The organism is Vibrio sp. sp1, assembly GCF_016920955.1.
GTDB lineage: Bacteria > Pseudomonadota > Gammaproteobacteria > Enterobacterales > Vibrionaceae > Vibrio > Vibrio alginolyticus.
The window spans coordinates 1,011,644-1,027,017 of record NZ_CP060590.1 but is presented as its reverse complement, the minus strand read 5'-3'; the positions used below and the strand labels follow the sequence as shown (position 1 = coordinate 1,027,017).

Annotated in this window: 15 protein-coding genes; 8 read left to right on the top strand and 7 right to left on the bottom strand. The window is 44.7% G+C overall.

Going from position 1 to position 15,374, the window contains the following annotated elements:
* The first annotated feature begins 200 nt into the window (after positions 1-200).
* From H9L11_RS20030 to H9L11_RS20010, 5 genes are all read left to right on the top strand, one after another.
* Positions 201-575 (top strand): MerR family DNA-binding transcriptional regulator, encoded by a 375-nt coding sequence (locus H9L11_RS20030; protein ID WP_017821195.1) that lies wholly within the window; start codon positions 201-203, stop codon positions 573-575.
* Positions 576-641: 66 nt separating this feature from the next.
* Positions 642-1,811, top strand: a complete 1,170-nt coding sequence (locus H9L11_RS20025) for an isovaleryl-CoA dehydrogenase (RefSeq protein WP_205391126.1) — start codon at positions 642-644, stop codon at positions 1,809-1,811.
* A gap of 25 nt (positions 1,812-1,836) precedes the next feature.
* Positions 1,837-3,441, top strand: coding sequence for a carboxyl transferase domain-containing protein (locus H9L11_RS20020; RefSeq protein ID WP_205391125.1), 1,605 nt, complete (start codon positions 1,837-1,839; stop codon positions 3,439-3,441).
* A 29-nt stretch (positions 3,442-3,470) separates the two neighbouring features.
* Entirely contained in the window at positions 3,471-4,310 is an 840-nt protein-coding gene (locus H9L11_RS20015) for an enoyl-CoA hydratase-related protein (protein WP_064354630.1), read from the top strand.
* Entirely contained in the window at positions 4,310-5,218 is a 909-nt protein-coding gene (locus H9L11_RS20010) for a hydroxymethylglutaryl-CoA lyase (RefSeq protein WP_205391124.1), read from the top strand. Before H9L11_RS20015 ends, H9L11_RS20010 begins: the two co-directional genes overlap by 1 nt.
* Positions 5,219-5,264: 46 nt before the next feature.
* Here H9L11_RS20010 and H9L11_RS20005 read toward each other — a convergent pair whose 3' ends face one another.
* The 3 genes from H9L11_RS20005 to H9L11_RS19995 form a co-directional block, all read right to left on the bottom strand.
* Entirely contained in the window at positions 5,265-6,143 is an 879-nt protein-coding gene (locus tag H9L11_RS20005) for a DMT family transporter (protein WP_205391123.1), read from the bottom strand.
* Positions 6,144-6,534: 391 nt separating this feature from the next.
* Positions 6,535-7,848, bottom strand: coding sequence for a methyl-accepting chemotaxis protein (locus H9L11_RS20000; protein ID WP_205391122.1), 1,314 nt, complete (start codon positions 7,846-7,848; stop codon positions 6,535-6,537).
* A 414-nt stretch (positions 7,849-8,262) separates the two neighbouring features.
* Positions 8,263-8,436, bottom strand: a complete 174-nt coding sequence (locus H9L11_RS19995) for a hypothetical protein (RefSeq protein WP_181881321.1) — start codon at positions 8,434-8,436, stop codon at positions 8,263-8,265.
* Positions 8,437-8,615: 179 nt separating this feature from the next.
* Here H9L11_RS19995 and H9L11_RS19990 point away from each other — a divergent pair, with 179 nt between their 5' ends.
* Positions 8,616-9,056 carry a phosphate-starvation-inducible PsiE family protein gene (locus H9L11_RS19990; RefSeq protein WP_005375731.1) on the top strand — a complete coding sequence of 147 codons (441 nt, stop codon included), beginning with the start codon at positions 8,616-8,618 and terminating at the stop codon, positions 9,054-9,056.
* Between the two features lie 419 nt (positions 9,057-9,475).
* On the opposite strand, the gene H9L11_RS19985 is transcribed toward H9L11_RS19990, so the two are convergent.
* The gene (locus H9L11_RS19985; protein ID WP_017635732.1) at positions 9,476-10,084 is read right to left on the bottom strand and encodes a MarC family protein; all 609 of its coding nucleotides are present in this window, start codon (positions 10,082-10,084) and stop codon (positions 9,476-9,478) included.
* Between the two features lie 279 nt (positions 10,085-10,363).
* Positions 10,364-10,789, bottom strand: a complete 426-nt coding sequence (locus tag H9L11_RS19980; RefSeq protein WP_205391121.1) for a TraR/DksA C4-type zinc finger protein — start codon at positions 10,787-10,789, stop codon at positions 10,364-10,366.
* A gap of 190 nt (positions 10,790-10,979) precedes the next feature.
* Between H9L11_RS19980 and zigA the strand changes: the two genes are divergently transcribed.
* The gene (gene zigA / locus H9L11_RS19975; RefSeq protein ID WP_047100912.1) at positions 10,980-12,179 is read left to right on the top strand and encodes a zinc metallochaperone GTPase ZigA; all 1,200 of its coding nucleotides are present in this window, start codon (positions 10,980-10,982) and stop codon (positions 12,177-12,179) included.
* A 147-nt stretch (positions 12,180-12,326) separates the two neighbouring features.
* Here the strand turns inward: zigA and H9L11_RS19970 are convergent, their stop codons facing one another.
* Positions 12,327-13,541 (bottom strand): GTP-binding protein, encoded by a 1,215-nt coding sequence (locus H9L11_RS19970; protein WP_205391120.1) that lies wholly within the window; start codon positions 13,539-13,541, stop codon positions 12,327-12,329.
* 276 nt (positions 13,542-13,817) lie between these two features.
* Between H9L11_RS19970 and H9L11_RS23605 the strand changes: the two genes are divergently transcribed.
* Positions 13,818-13,997, top strand: coding sequence for a hypothetical protein (locus H9L11_RS23605; protein WP_225455671.1), 180 nt, complete (start codon positions 13,818-13,820; stop codon positions 13,995-13,997).
* A 67-nt stretch (positions 13,998-14,064) separates the two neighbouring features.
* On the opposite strand, the gene H9L11_RS19965 is transcribed toward H9L11_RS23605, so the two are convergent.
* Positions 14,065-15,336, bottom strand: coding sequence for a peptidoglycan DD-metalloendopeptidase family protein (locus tag H9L11_RS19965; protein WP_205391119.1), 1,272 nt, complete (start codon positions 15,334-15,336; stop codon positions 14,065-14,067).
* Between the last annotated feature and the right edge of the window lie 38 nt (positions 15,337-15,374).

Sequence of the window (15,374 nt, the reverse complement as noted above, 5' to 3'; positions counted from 1 at the left end):
CCACACCAGCCTTTATCGCCTTTTTCACTAACAAACTTTCATTCCGCGATTTCTTGACGTTTACGTAAGCATAGCACTAGCCTTTACAATGAGATGAAAAAACACACCAAGCAGACGTTTATATTTCAAAGTTGATGTTCGGCCTTCCCATTTAAGGTTCGATTTCCAGAAACTGGATTTTTATTCGAGGTAAGTATGTTATGGAAAAATACAAGATCAGTGACCTCGCCAAGGAGTTTGATATTACTACTCGCAGTATCCGGTTTTATGAAGACGTGGGTCTGATTGAACCAGAGCGAAAAGGCAATATGCGCGTTTATCAACGCAGGGATAGAATTCGCCTCAAACTGATTTTAAGAGGGAAACGACTCGGTTTTTCGTTGGCAGAAATTCGTGAACTTTTCGAGCTCTACGACATGCAACAAACCGAAGGACAGTTATTGAAAATGCTCAATATCATTGAAGAGAAACAAGCCGTCCTACAGCAACAACTCAACGACATCAGCGTCGTTATGGCAGAGTTGAATGCCGCTAAGGAGCGTTGTATTCAAACACTCAAAAGCAAGCAGACATAAACGCTATACTCAATTAGCAACACCGCTACAGGCTTTTCCACCTTACCTCTGATACCGGGAGACGTTATGAAAAGCACCTATACCCCACTCAATTTCGGACTTGGTGATACCATCGATATGCTCCGAGAGCACGTTAATGCCTTTGCTACCGAACATATTGCGCCCATCGCCGCGGAGATAGACCGCGATAACCAGTTCCCGAATCATTTATGGCCTTTGTTCGGAGAAATGGGGTTGCTTGGTGTGACCGTCGATGAAGAGCTTGGTGGTGCAGGCATGGGATACCTCGCTCATGTTGTTGCCATGGAAGAAATCAGCCGTGCCTCTGCGTCTGTCGCTTTAAGCTACGGCGCTCATTCTAACCTGTGCGTCAACCAAATCTTTCGTAACGGCACACCTTCTCAACGCGAAAAATACCTTCCAAAACTCATTGATGGTAAGCACGTTTGCGCCCTAGCGATGAGTGAGCCCAATGCCGGTTCAGACGTGATAAGCATGCAACTGAAAGCGGAGAACAAGGGCGACCATTTTGTACTGAATGGCAACAAAATGTGGATAACAAACGGGCCCGATGCTGACGTAGTGGTGCTTTACGCTAAAACAGATGTCAGCGCAGGTTCACGTGGCATTACCGCATTCATTATTGAACGTAACTTCGCAGGTTTCACTCATGCTCAAAAGCTGGACAAGCTAGGCATGAGAGGCTCGAATACTTGCGAACTTGTATTTAACCATTGCGTAGTACCGAAAGAGAATATTCTTGGCGAGTTGAATCAAGGTGTCGAAGTGTTAATGAGTGGGCTGGATTACGAGCGCGTCGTCCTCGCTGCCGGACCACTCGGGATAATGCAAGCTTGCATGGACATTGTGGTCCCGTACGTACATGAACGAGAGCAGTTTGGAAAATCCATTGGCGAGTTTCAGTTAGTTCAGGGCAAGATCGCCGATATGTACTCTCGAATGAGTGCAGCAAAAGCGTATGTATATACCGTCGCAGCGGCTTGTGATCGAGGTAACGCAACACGCAAAGACGCCGCTGGCGCGATTTTGTACAGTGCAGAACTCGCCACACAAATGGCACTCGATGCAATACAACTGCTCGGTGGGAATGGCTACATCAATGAATACCCTGCTGGTCGTTTGCTACGTGATGCAAAGCTTTATGAAATCGGCGCGGGTACCTCAGAGATTCGCCGCATGTTAATAGGCCGAGAGCTGTTCGAAGAATCTCGCTAACGGAACATACGACAAGGAAGTCATTATGGCCATTATCAAAAGTAAAACTAAGCCAACTGACGAGTTATTTCTTTCCAATAAAGCTGCGATGGAAACGTTGGTCACTCAACTTAATCAACACATCGAGACCATCAAACAGGGCGGCGGTGAAAAAGCCATTCAGCACCAGAGGCAAAAAGGAAAACTCCCCGCACGAGAACGCATCGCGCGCTTGCTTGATGACAACACTGACTTTCTTGAAATCAGCCAGTTTGCCGCCTGGCAAGTGTATGACGAAGCGATCCCCTGTGCTGGCGTTATCGCCGGCATTGGTATCATAGAGGGAATTCAATGCATGGTCATCGCCAACGATGCTTCGGTAAAAGGCGGAACCTACTACCCACTCACGGTAAAAAAACACCTTAGAGCGCAAGAGATAGCCCAACGTTGCCAACTCCCCTGCGTGTACTTGGTGGACTCCGGTGGCGCAAATCTCCCTCATCAGTCCGACGTCTTCCCCGACAAAGAACACTTTGGTCGCATTTTCTTTAACCAAGCGAGAATGTCGGCGAAAGGCATCCCCCAAGTTGCTGTTGTGATGGGGCTTTGCACTGCTGGGGGCGCGTACGTTCCTGCCATGGCGGATGTGTCCATTATGGTTAAAGAGCAAGGCACCATTTTTTTGGCGGGGCCACCTTTGGTGAAAGCGGCCACTGGCGAAGTCGTGACGGGTGAAGAGCTCGGCGGTGCAGACGTGCATTGTCGAAAATCTGGTGTCGCAGATTATTACGCTGAAAATGATGAACATGCCCTAATGCTTGCGAGAGAAGCCATTGCCAATGCCAATAGAACAAGACCTGTTAAGCCAGAAAACACCGTGCTACCTCCCCGCTACGACGCAGAAGAAATCTACGGAATCGTGAATGCCAACTTACGACTGTCATTCGACGTTCGAGAAATTATTGCCCGCATCGTCGATGATTCTGATTTCGACGAATTCAAATCCTTGTACGGCAGAACGCTAGTGTGTGGCTTCGCTCGTATTCAAGGACACTTGATTGGTATTGTGGCAAACAACGGTATCTTGTTTTCTGAATCGGCACAAAAAGGCGCGCACTTTATTGAGCTGTGCGCCAAACGGAAAACACCGCTTCTCTTTCTCCAAAACATTACCGGCTTTATGGTCGGAAAAAAGGTTGAAGAAGAAGGCATCGCAAAACATGGCGCCAAGCTAGTGATGGCCGTCGCTTGTGCTGACGTGCCGAAGTTTACCGTGATCATCGGTGGATCGTACGGCGCTGGTAATTACGGCATGTGCGGCCGAGCGTATGATCCAACCATGATGTGGATGTGGCCGAACGCGCGTATTTCTGTGATGGGCGGAGAACAAGCAGCAGGCGTTTTAACACAAGTTCGAAAAGACGCGAAGGAACGTCAGGGGGAAGCGTGGTCAGAGCAAGAAGAGCACATTTTTAGAGAATCGATCATAGACTTGTATGAAACACAAGGACATCCCTATTTTGCGAGTGCTCGGCTATGGGATGACGGAATTATTGACCCTAAAAAAACGCGTCAGGTGTTGAGTCAAGCGTTAACGGCAGCATTAAATGCCCCCATTCCTGATAGCGAGTTTGGCGTCTTCAGAATGTAAACATCCAAAGATGAATTAAGGAAGTTAGTATGCAGGAAATGCAACCAAGCATTATTCCCAACGCCCAAAGGCAAGATGATGTTCTTTGGCATGTCGATGATAATGGCGTAGCGACCATTACCCTAAACAGAACAGCCAAACACAATGCTTTTGACGCTTGTACGATCGACTTGCTGATCCACCGCCTAGATTATCTCGCTTTACGAACGGATGTGCGGTGCTTGGTATTAAGAAGTAACGGTAAGCATTTTTCATCCGGGGCCGATTTGAATTGGATGCAGTCGATGGCCGAAAGCACGAGGCAAGATAACTTCGTTGATGCCCAAAACTTGGCAAGACTCATGGAAACATTAGATTCGTTCCCTCAACCCACCATCGCAGTTGTTCAAGGTTCCGCTTATGGTGGCGCGCTGGGATTGATTTGTTGCAGTGATATCGCCATCGCAAGCCAAAGTGCCAACTTTTGCTTAAGTGAAGTTAGGCTTGGTTTAGTTCCAGCAACCATTGCGCCTTACGTCATGCGCGCGATGGGGAATAGACAAGCTAGACGCTATATCTTAAGTGGTGAAGTCATTTCAGCCGAAGATGCCGAACGGTTTGGTATTGTGCACGAAGTGAAAGAAGCCAAACAGCTTGAAAATGCGGTCGATAGCGTAATCAAGACGTTGCTACTTAATAGCCCAGATGCGATGCGTAAAGCGAAAACGCTCTGCCATCAATGTCATCAAAACCCCATCGATCAACAACTGATTCACTATACTAGCAAGCTCATTGCGGACATTAGAGTATCACCCCAAGGTCAAGATGGGCTGCAAGCGTTTCTTGAAAAACGTAGCCCAAGTTGGGTCACCAAGTCACAGGACAAGTAATGCTACCTTCCAAAGTAAAGATTGTCGAAGTAGGTCCTAGAGATGGGTTGCAAAATGAATCTCCTGTTGCGACCCAGACTAAAATCCGGCTGATCAACTTACTCTCTGATACTGGGTTAACGCATATTGAGGTGGGCTCTTTTGTCTCACCCAAGTGGGTGCCACAAATGGCGGACTCAATAGAGGTCATGAAAGCAATAACACGGCGAAATCATGTTACCTACTCTGCCCTGACACCAAACCTAAAAGGCTTAGAACAAGCGTTGGAGGCTGACTCCAATCAGGTCGCGATTTTCACTTCACCCTCAGAAGGATTCTGCCAACACAATATCAATTGCTCGATTGCAGAAAGCCTAACTCGCTTCGAACCTGTAATGCGATTAGCCACCAAACACGGCATCCCTGTTCGTGGCTATCTATCCTGCGTTGCCGACTGCCCTTACGATGGCCCGACAGCCCCTAAACAAGTGGCGAGCGTGGTCAAATCACTCATCGATTTAGGGTGTTATGAGGTGTCTCTAGGCGACACAATCGGTACAGGCACGCCAAACCGTATCGCTGCTATGCTAGAAGCCGTCATGTTGATTGCACCTCTTCCCCAGCTTGCTGTCCATTTCCACGACACATGGGGACAAGCTCTCACCAACATTTATCAGGCATTGAGTATGGGCATCAATACCATCGACAGTAGTGTAGCTGGGCTGGGTGGATGCCCATACGCTCATGGCGCATCAGGAAATGTCGCAACGGAGGATGTACTATATTTATGCCAAGGGTTAGGAATAGAAACGGGGATCGACTTAGAGCTACTGGCTAAAGCTGGCTGGATGATCAGCGAAGAGCTGGGTCGGCAGCCTACATCAAAAGTGTCATTAGCATTGCGTAACCGCGTATTATCACTTTCGTAGAAGGCCATCCGGCACCTCAAATTCTCCCAACCCAAGTTAATTTGCTCTACTTTCGAGCAGGGAAGCGAAACCGCCCGCCAGTACGATAAATAATTAGAGAAAATAAGATAAGCACACAACCTACTAGTTTATTTGCCGTTAGCACTTCGCCATACCACAGCACGCTCAGAATAACCGTCCAAACTGGTTCTAATATCATAATTAGAGCAGCGTTACCTGCCTGAACAAATTTTTGCCCCATGGTTTGCATTACGTAACGCAAGCTCGTCGCTAATAAGGTACTCAACGCAAACCACCACCAAATAGAGGAGTCCACCTCAGCCGGGAAAGATTCCATAAAAAATGAAACCAACAAACCTAAGCAACCTGCTGAAAAAAGTTGCACGCAAGTAAGCAGCAGCACAGGTAGTTTTTGAGAGTATTTGCTGTTCACATTAAAATGAAGCGCCAAAACCAGTGCTGCACCAAGAAACCACAATTGACTGGCCGATTGTTTCCAGCCACCAACTAAAGAAAGACAAGCAAGACCTAATACAGCGATAGGCAAAGAAAGCCAGAAAATTCGTTGTGGTCGTTGACGAAACATAACCCATGCAACAATCGGCACAAACAGCATGGAAAGGCTCATGATAAATGCGCCTTCCCCAAGAGTATCACTGATAGAAATAGCGTAAATCCATGTCATAACGGCACTGCCTAACAGGAGCCCGACACCACCAGCAGAAAGCACATCTTTTAAGTTTGCTTTCAGCAAAGGTCGGTAACATAGAGGCAGTAAGCAGAGCGAAGCGATAGTAAATCGCGCCCCAATAAAGCCAAAAGGTGGTAAACCCTGTATTGTTTCCTTAGAGAATATCCAGCCAAGTGCAGCGATCATCGTCGTCGCAACCAGAATAACCGTCGCTTTGCGTTCTGAGTTAAACATAAGTACTCACAAAATATGGAACACACAATAGCGCAGCAAGAGAGTTTTACTGCGCTATTGTGTAAATTTGAAAGGGGTTTGTGTCGAGCGAAAAAGTGAAAGCCCGATCCTCTCCTGTATTGTTGTCACGCAGATTGAAGTTCTGCTGCTAGATACATTAAATGCAGGCAAAGTCTTAAGGCAAGCCTTTTCGCATACTAAATTACTTTAGCATTCTATACAGCAAGCAAACTGGCTAAAACCTGTACCGGGTGTCGAACTACCCCTCCTTCAAAACGCTTAACTTGACTGCGGCAGGAGTAGTATTGCGACTTCAGCGATCCTCAATACAGGTTGAATAAGGCGAATTGCTTTTTACCCATCGCCCCGACAATGAAAACTTATTGATTAACTACAACGAGCGGTTAAATTGCTCCACGGCCTCTACAACACGGCTAGCGCCATCTTGTATTTCATTCATCACATTGCCTGCTTTTTCAGAGAGCTCTAGCGTATCTAGTGCTTCTTTTTGGCATTTAGCGATCAGCTTAACTGCGTTATCTGTTCGCTGTAGGTTTTCACTGACCATTGTGACAATTTCATCGGTGGTTGCATTGGTTCTTGTAGCAAGCTGTCTGACTTCATCAGCAACAACGGCAAAACCTCTACCATGCTCACCCGCACGAGCCGCTTCTATCGCCGCATTTAACGCCAATAAGTTAGTTTGGTCAGCGATACCACTGATGCTATTTACCAACTCGCTAATACGCGATGAGTGCGCTTTAAGCTCGTCAATCGCGGTGTTCGCTTGCTGCATTTGCTCGGAAAGTATCTGCATCTTTTCTAACGTTGAGCCTATAACCTCTTGCCCTTGCAGGGTTTGTGTTCCAGTTTCTTGCGAGATTTCATTCGCCAATTGCGCAGCCTGGGCCATTTTCTGTTCCTGCATCACCTGCTGGGTAATATCTGTCGCGAACTTAACGACCTTATAGAGCTCTCCTCTGTCGTTATGGATTGGGTTATATGAAGCCTCTAACCACACCTCTTCACCATAACGGTTAACTCGTTTGAATCGCTCTGATGAAAATTGCCCTTTTGCTAAACGTTGCCAAAACTCACGGTAAGCTTGAGAGCTCGACTCTTCCTGATCACAAAACATGCGATGATGCTTCCCTAGAATCTGATCAAGCGTATAACCCATTGTGTTTAGGAAATTATCGTTGGCTTTTAAAACATGGCCATCTAATGTGAACTCAATCACCGCCATAGAACGACTTAATGCATTTAGCATGTCCTCTTGCTCACGAGATGATTTGATCGTTCGCGTAAGTTCAGAAGCAAAAACAAAAAAGCTTTCTACTTCTCTGTGCTCATTTAAAACAGGCTGGATAATCGTTCTTAACCAGGCTTCCTCACCATTACCTTTCTGTACTTGCAATGCCCCATTCCAGAACACTTTATCTTGGACGGCTTTCTTCATTCGATGAAAGTGATCTGTATTGCGCGAATTTGACGGTACCAATTCATTAATTGATTTCGTTAAGATCTCATCATCATTTAAGAAAAGTTCTTGCTGTAGCTTAGTATTTGCAGAAGTAATGATGCCTTTACTATCCAATGTTAAGCGGATCATCTCTTCATCTAAACTGGTTTGGATTTGCTGCAGGATTTGCGACTCCTGCTTTAATCGTTGATTTTCTTGTTGAAGCGACTTATTAAAAAACATGACTTTCTCTCATTTGACCGACCTTCGGATTAGTCAAAGGTTTATTATTTGTATACCGAATAAACTGCAAGCGGCAAAATCGTTTGGTTGCATATTCAAACGCGATTTCTATTTCTTATCAAAGGACCCCGCAGGGAATACGGCGATTTTTTCTCCAGTGTAACCTAAGCGCAGTATACTGAAATTTCTTCAGCACCCAAGTTGTTTATATATTTATCAATATTAAAGCTCTTTATCGCCAATTTGAGGTTTGTATTTGTGGATATACTTATATGGAGAAGTGGTGTGTTCAGATCAATAAGCCTTTTCATTTAAAAAAAGGGCCTTGACTTAGTTCCAATAATTTTCGCCGTTTTACCGCTTTTCCACCCGACTTTTGAGCGATTACCCACTCCTTATTCGCTTGTATTTCTATTAACAACGCACGGAGGAACCAGCAACAAGCGCATCGATTTGCCCAGTATCAATACGTTGTGGTATCCGCTCATTCAGTTTGCCGTGAAGGTGATGAATCACCACCTCACCAGTCGACTCGTCACGATCAGAAATGAGGTAATGAGGTAATGAGGTAATGAGGTAATAACGCATGACACCAGAGATTACATTATGTGTCCAACATTGTGCCCACTCCTAAGTTTCATAACTTCCTTCCCTCGGACGCTTCTATCTCTCACCACAGCAACTATGCTTTAAACGACATGTATTCAATTGTCTAGCTTCAACATATGAAGGTTAAGTGAACATAAACAAGCGAAGGAAACAGGGCCATGGAAGTCGATAAAAATGATAAGTTAACAAAAAAATTACAGATAGTGATTCATTGGTCTGTAAGAGTATTGTCGATAGTTATGTTGTTTGTAATCGTCATGGGTGTGATAGATGTTGCATGGACGATATATCAAAAACTTATCACGCCACCTAAACTCATTCTGACGATTTCAGATATGCTAGCCACTTTTGGTGCTTTTATGGCCGTTTTAATTGCTATTGAAATTTTCATCAATATAACTATTTACCTGAGAGAAAATGTTATTCATGTAAAAATCGTCATGGCCACCGCGCTGATGGCAATCTCCCGAAAGGTCATTATTATAGACTTTGAAACCTTGTCTCCAATGTACCTGATTGGAATTGCGGCTGTAGTTCTTAGTATGAGTCTTGGTTACTGGCTGATCCATAAACTGCCCAATAAGAGCCATACTGAATAAACTTCTCAGCCTCCCGAATTTTCAGATACTCTCAAGGCATGAAAAAGTCTTGTCTTGGCACGTTGGAAGCTAATAAATTCCTCCATGCTAGGCTCTATATACTGCGAGACTACAAGATTATAGAGTAGTGCCTAGGCGGAGAAATTATCGATATTATTTTCTAGCAGCTAATCTTTGAGTATTGGCACAGCTCAATGGGGCAAGTGTTGCTCCAGTTCCCCATCTGATTTATACCCTCAACATCTATGTATTTTAATTTCAACTTTTCCGTGATCCTCTTAAACAAGGTCGTCACGAATAGCCTGAAGGATTACATCCGGCTAAAAGTAACCGCCAGAAAAGTGATTGTCAGGTGGTCGGTCATCTCGCCGTAAAATTAGCTCTTAACGCATACCTTCAGCTCAGTTTGCGAAAAAGCCTTAAAGGTCAAAGTAACTTTCAATCCCATTCAGAGTGTTGGTCGTGGCCACAGCGGCTAATATCAACCCCATGATCCGACTTACAGCACTAGCTCCTGTATTCCCAATAATCCTGTGTATGCCGCTGGCCATTAATAGCAAGATATAAACAACCAATAGTACCAGCAGCATCATAGCCACTGTCTGGACTTGCTCCCAAATATTAAACCGCACGTTCTCTGTGAGTAAAACGGCGGCTAATATTGCGCCAGGGCTAGCAATTGATGGAATGGCTAGAGGAAAAACTGCTGTATCATGATGACTATTGAGCGTTCTGATTTCTTCTGCTGGTTTACTCTCACCAAATATCATAGTCAAAGCAAACAAGAACAATACGATACCGCCCGAGATTTGAAACGCAGACAAGGGAATACGCATTGCTGTAAGTATGATTTCACCAGCAACAACAAAAAACAGTAGGATAGCAGCTGAGAATAGAGTCGCAAAAAGAGCGACCTTACGCTTTGCCACTTCTTCATAGCTTTTTGTGGCTGCGATAAAAACGGGCACAGTACCTATGGGATCGATGACAGCAAAGAAAAAGATAAAAGTTGCCACAAAGTCAATCATGCTACTTTCTCCAGTACCAATTTAGCTTTAAGGATAGAAGATCAGCTTGAAGTAGCAGAGAAAATGTTTGACGCTAACATAGCGAGAGCTCATTCAGAAAAACAAAAATGGTGCGTTATTTACAATACAGAACTTACTTCTATCCTATCGATAACTATTAATATCTCAAAGGTAATGACTACCATACCTAACGGTAGTCGCCATCGCTTTAGACTTCTCAGAGAACATCAAAAAAACAAGTGAACGAGAAGAATATCGACGTCATAAGATAGTGAGGCTTTAGTGTTTATACCAGTGCTCTTTTGACTCCATTTGAGCTTTTACTTCTGCACTATATTCAGCAGTAGGTCGTGCCAATAACCTTGGAATGCCGATAGGTTCTCCGGACTCTAAACAATAGCCATACTCCCCTGTGCGCAAGCGAGCCAACGATTGTTGAATCTTAGGTAACAACTTTTGCTCTCTATCTATGATTCTTAATGCGATTGCAGATTGCTCCTCACTGGACGCCCTATCGCTTTCGTCACTGAATTCCATTGGCGCAATCATCTCTTCTTTCGCGCGTTCAATATGCGCTAACGTCGATTCATAACGCTCAAATAATCGGTTTTCAAAAAATGCGAGCTGAGCTTCATTCATATAATCCGCCTCGGGCGCTGCAAGAATTTCTTCTTCTGTCATGACATGCTTTTTCTCTTCGTTCATAGAACCTCCACACCGAGATAAGAGTTCGCTCTCTAAATTCCGTACATCTGAATCTGTATAACTTAACGACGAATGAATGCACCAACAAGGTGCAGTACTCGACACAGTCACAAACTGCTTGATGCCAGAGTTAAGATCACCGACTATATTAATTGTTATATTATAACATTACACTATAAAGAGCATGAGCATGAACACCCAGAAACTCCCTGTTACGGTTTTGTCCGGCTTTCTAGGCGCAGGAAAAACAACCGTTTTAAGTCATATTCTTAACAATAGACAAGGCAGAAAAGTCGCGGTCATCGTCAACGACATGAGCGAAGTCAACATCGATGCAGCGACCGTTCAGAATGAAGTTTCTCTCAACCACAGTGAAGAAAAGTTGGTTGAAATGAGTAACGGTTGCATCTGTTGTACCCTGCGTGAAGATCTGCTTGAAGAAGTCACTAAACTCGCGCAAGAAGGCAGATTCGATTACTTAGTTATCGAGTCCACTGGCATCGCCGAGCCACTTCCCGTTGCAGAGACTTTTACGTTTGCTGATGAAAACGGGCTATCACTTTCAGACGTTGCACGTTTAGACACCATGGTTACGGTGGTTGATGCGATTAACTTTCTGCGTGATTACGATGAAGCTAAGTTCTTAACAGAGACCGCCGAATCCTTAGGTGAAGACGATGAACGCAGCGTCGCCGACTTGCTCGTTGATCAAGTCGAGTTCGCTGACGTTATCTTGATAAGTAAAACCGACCTCGCTGAGAAATCAGAAATCGAAAGGCTTCTTGCGATTCTTAGAACTCTCAATACATCCGCCACCATCCTTCCGATCTCAAATGGTGAAGTAGACCTTGATGCGGTACTCGACACACAAAGCTTCAGTTTTGAAAAGGCACAACAAGCCCCAGGTTGGTTGAAGGAAATGCGAGGCGAACACATACCTGAAACCGAAGAATACGGCATTTCTAGCTTTGCTTATCATGCGAGACGCCCTTTCCATCCAGAGAAGTTTTATGACTTCCTCCACAATGCGAAAGATTACGGCAAACTGATTCGTTCCAAGGGTTACTTTTGGCTAGCGACCAGACCTGAGTTTGTCGGTCAATGGAGCCAAGCGGGAGGCATCGCACGTTATGGTGTTGCGGGTATGTTTTGGAAAGCGATTCCGAAGGAGGAGTGGCCGACGGATCAAGATTACCTAGATGCTATAAACGACATTTGGCAAGAACCATACGGCGATATGCGACAAGAATTGGTGTTTATTGGTCAGGGATTAGAGCAACAGAAATTGATTGCTCGTCTTAACGAATGCTTGTTAACAGAAGATGAGATGGAGCAAGGGCTCGACTATTGGTTATCTCTGGAAGACCCTTTCCCTGAATGGGAACAGTAAACGACTGAGATTCAAAAAAGCCTCCCACCATTCGGGAGGCTTTTTAGTTACACTGAGCCAATTTTGTTATATAGAACCAACGCAGCAAGTCCGTCTTGGAACAAGCTGAGATTCAAGCATGCAGCGAGGGAATCCTCACCAGCGCATTCAAACCGTCTTCTTCTGGCTCAACTTAGCTATTTTCTTTGGCCAAGGATCTTCAAATGTTGCCCCTTGTTGCCATTGCTCCAATTCCCCTTCCGTTAAAAAGCAGTTTTCCAGCGCATCAATAAACGCATCGACTTCGTTTTCCTGCCCAATCACCGTTAAGCGACAACGACGATCACCAAAGCGGCTTTCAACACTGTCTATCTTATCTTGCAGGATTTGACGATGTTCCTCAGTGAAGTTTTGCGATTCGTCATTGATTACCGAAGCGCGCCAAAAGCCTGTAATTTCAAGCCCCACATTGCCATTCGCTTGGCTCCAAAGCAGTGAAACATCGTCTCGAGTTGGAAACCAAAAGAACCCTTTACTGCGGAACACACCTTTAGTTAAATACTGGTGGCAGGTATTCCACAAACGCGCAGGATGAAAAGGTCGATCATCTTTGATCACTTTCGCGACAAGGCTTTGTTCGTCTTTATCAGAGAGATTCAACGGCTCATTCACCGTCTCACGAAGTTCTGCGATTAACTGCTCAACAAGGAAGAAATTGTAGTCTTGCTCACCTTTCAACATGCGGATATCCAAGTTTCCCCACGACGTTTTGATTATCTCGGTGTAAACGTTAAGCGGGTGAATCGCCTGCGCGATGTTGCGAACGGTATTGTCGTCCACTTTGTCCGTCTTGGTGAGCATGATACGGTTTGAGAACATGATTTGCTCTACCAACAAGTTTTCAACGCCGCGAACACCCTGCTGCACGTTCTCCTGCCACTTAGGGATTAAGGCAGAACCTTGTCGATAGTCATCTCGCAACCAAGTCGCATCCACCAACGTAATTACGTCTTTGAGTGCGAATTGTGCGTTACTTTTGAAGTACTCGACCAAAGGTAAAGGATGACTACTGCCCGACGTTTCAATCACAACCCATTCTGGCGATTTTTCTGCGCAGAGCTTTTTAAGGGCTTTATCGAGCTGCTTTACACCACTCAGGCTGCTGATGCTGTCTCCACTGATCGTAACAAAGTTGCCCTGCTCTTCACTCACCGCATCGGTATTTAAGATAAGCACGCCATCGACGTCTAACTCACTCATGTCATTAACAATAACGGACAGATCAATACCAGAAGAATCGGCTTGTTGAAGAATGTTGCGTAAAAACGTGGTTTTCCCGGACCCGAGAAACCCATGCAAAATGGTGACTGGAATTGATGGCATACTTTTGACCTACAAACTCTGGATGAACGCATGTTATAACATAACAACTTAGTGAGTTATAGAAGGAATCCAATTGCTGTCTTAGACGCAAAACTTAAGAATCGGTAAAGATCACAGGGGCTGATTTCTCAGAACTCTCCTTCGTTTCTCATCACGTTTCATCACCAGCAAAGGTCTGACTATTGATAAAAATAATAAGTGGTTACAAAACGACCATTGCTTTGTTTATAAAATTGGAGAAAGATGACAATACAGCGATTTATAGGAGGTGGTGTTATGACTTTAGTTCTTACCGTTCTTATTTTCCTAAGTTGTATTGCGATGCTCGCAATTGGTGTGATATTTTCACGTAGGCCGATCAAAGGCGGAGGTTGTTGCAAAGCGTCCGATGTTGCGGATGTGGACGCACGTAAAAGAAAAAATCGCAGTCATTATTCTTCTAGGAACACATATTGAGACTCACCTATTGCTCCAACCTCACAACACAAAATAGCATAACTGAGCCCTAACAAATTGTCGGGACTCAGTTTTTCGTTTCTACTAGATAATCAAACTCTGATACTCGCGCCAAAAATGAAGGTTTCTGGATGTTAGGAAGCGACTTCGCGATAGGTAAGTCGGCTTTCATTGCATCAACCGGACGATTACGAACTAAAACTTCAAAATGTAAATGTGGTCCGGTTGAACGACCAGTATTCCCAGAGAGGGCTATTTTTTGCCCACGCTTTATAACTTGACCTTTTTTAACCAAGATTTTATTCAAGTGTAGGTAACGAGTTTTGTACACACTGTTATGTTCAATCACTAAATAATTACCGGCATAAGGGTGCTTGCGGACCGCAATTACTTTTCCATCCCCAGTAGAATAAACTGGCGCACCGATTGGTGTCGCGAAATCCGTTCCGTTATGCGGGGTGACTCTTCCCGTCACTGGGTGTTTACGCTTAGGGTTAAACCCAGAGGTGATTCGGCGGTATGCCCTATCGACAGGATAACGGTTAAACGCTCGCTCCAAACTGTTACCAGCTCTATCATAGAACCGTCCATCCTCGGCTAGAAATGCAGCGACTTCGCCCTTCGCTAAGTTAAAAGAAATAGCCTTAATCTCACTATTGCCAGTTTTGTGTTCACCTAAATATTGCTGTTTCACTAATATATCGAAACGGTCACCGGCTCTAAGAGATCGCGCAAAATCAATCTTATCTTTCATCACCTGCGTAATATTTGCGACGTGGCCTGATGTCAATCCAACTCGATGTGCCGAGACTGAAAAACTCCCTTTGATTTCTCCCGAAAATAAGGTTTCACGCCATTCCCCTGAAATTTCCTGAAATTCGTAAGAGAAGGAGCCATCGTTTTCTCTAGTGTAGATAGCCTTCTCTACAAGGCTCATATGATAAATTAGTCGACTCAATTGCCCCATGTCATCCATCACTAATTCAAGCTCTTCTCCGGGCTTAATCATATCTAGCTGGAGGTGATCAAGATCAACTGAGAGAATTTGCTGCAAAATACCGTAAGGGAGACCCAATTGAGCGAAGATACCACTGAGCGTATCTCCCACTTTAACTATGTAGTGTATTTGTTTAGGTTTAGGTTTAGGTTTAGGCAACGGAGTCAAACTGCTATCTGAGGGAACCACTATCTTTGATGATGGAGGTGGTGACGAATCACTGCTTTGATTCAGTTGAGTGCTGTGACTATCTTGATTTGGCTCATCCTCTGTAGGTAGAAGCAAAGCGACCGAAAAACAAAACACAGCAACGATTAAAGCAATAAATTTAAACTGACTCATGAGAAACTAAGTATCAATAACAACGATTGTTATGTTAT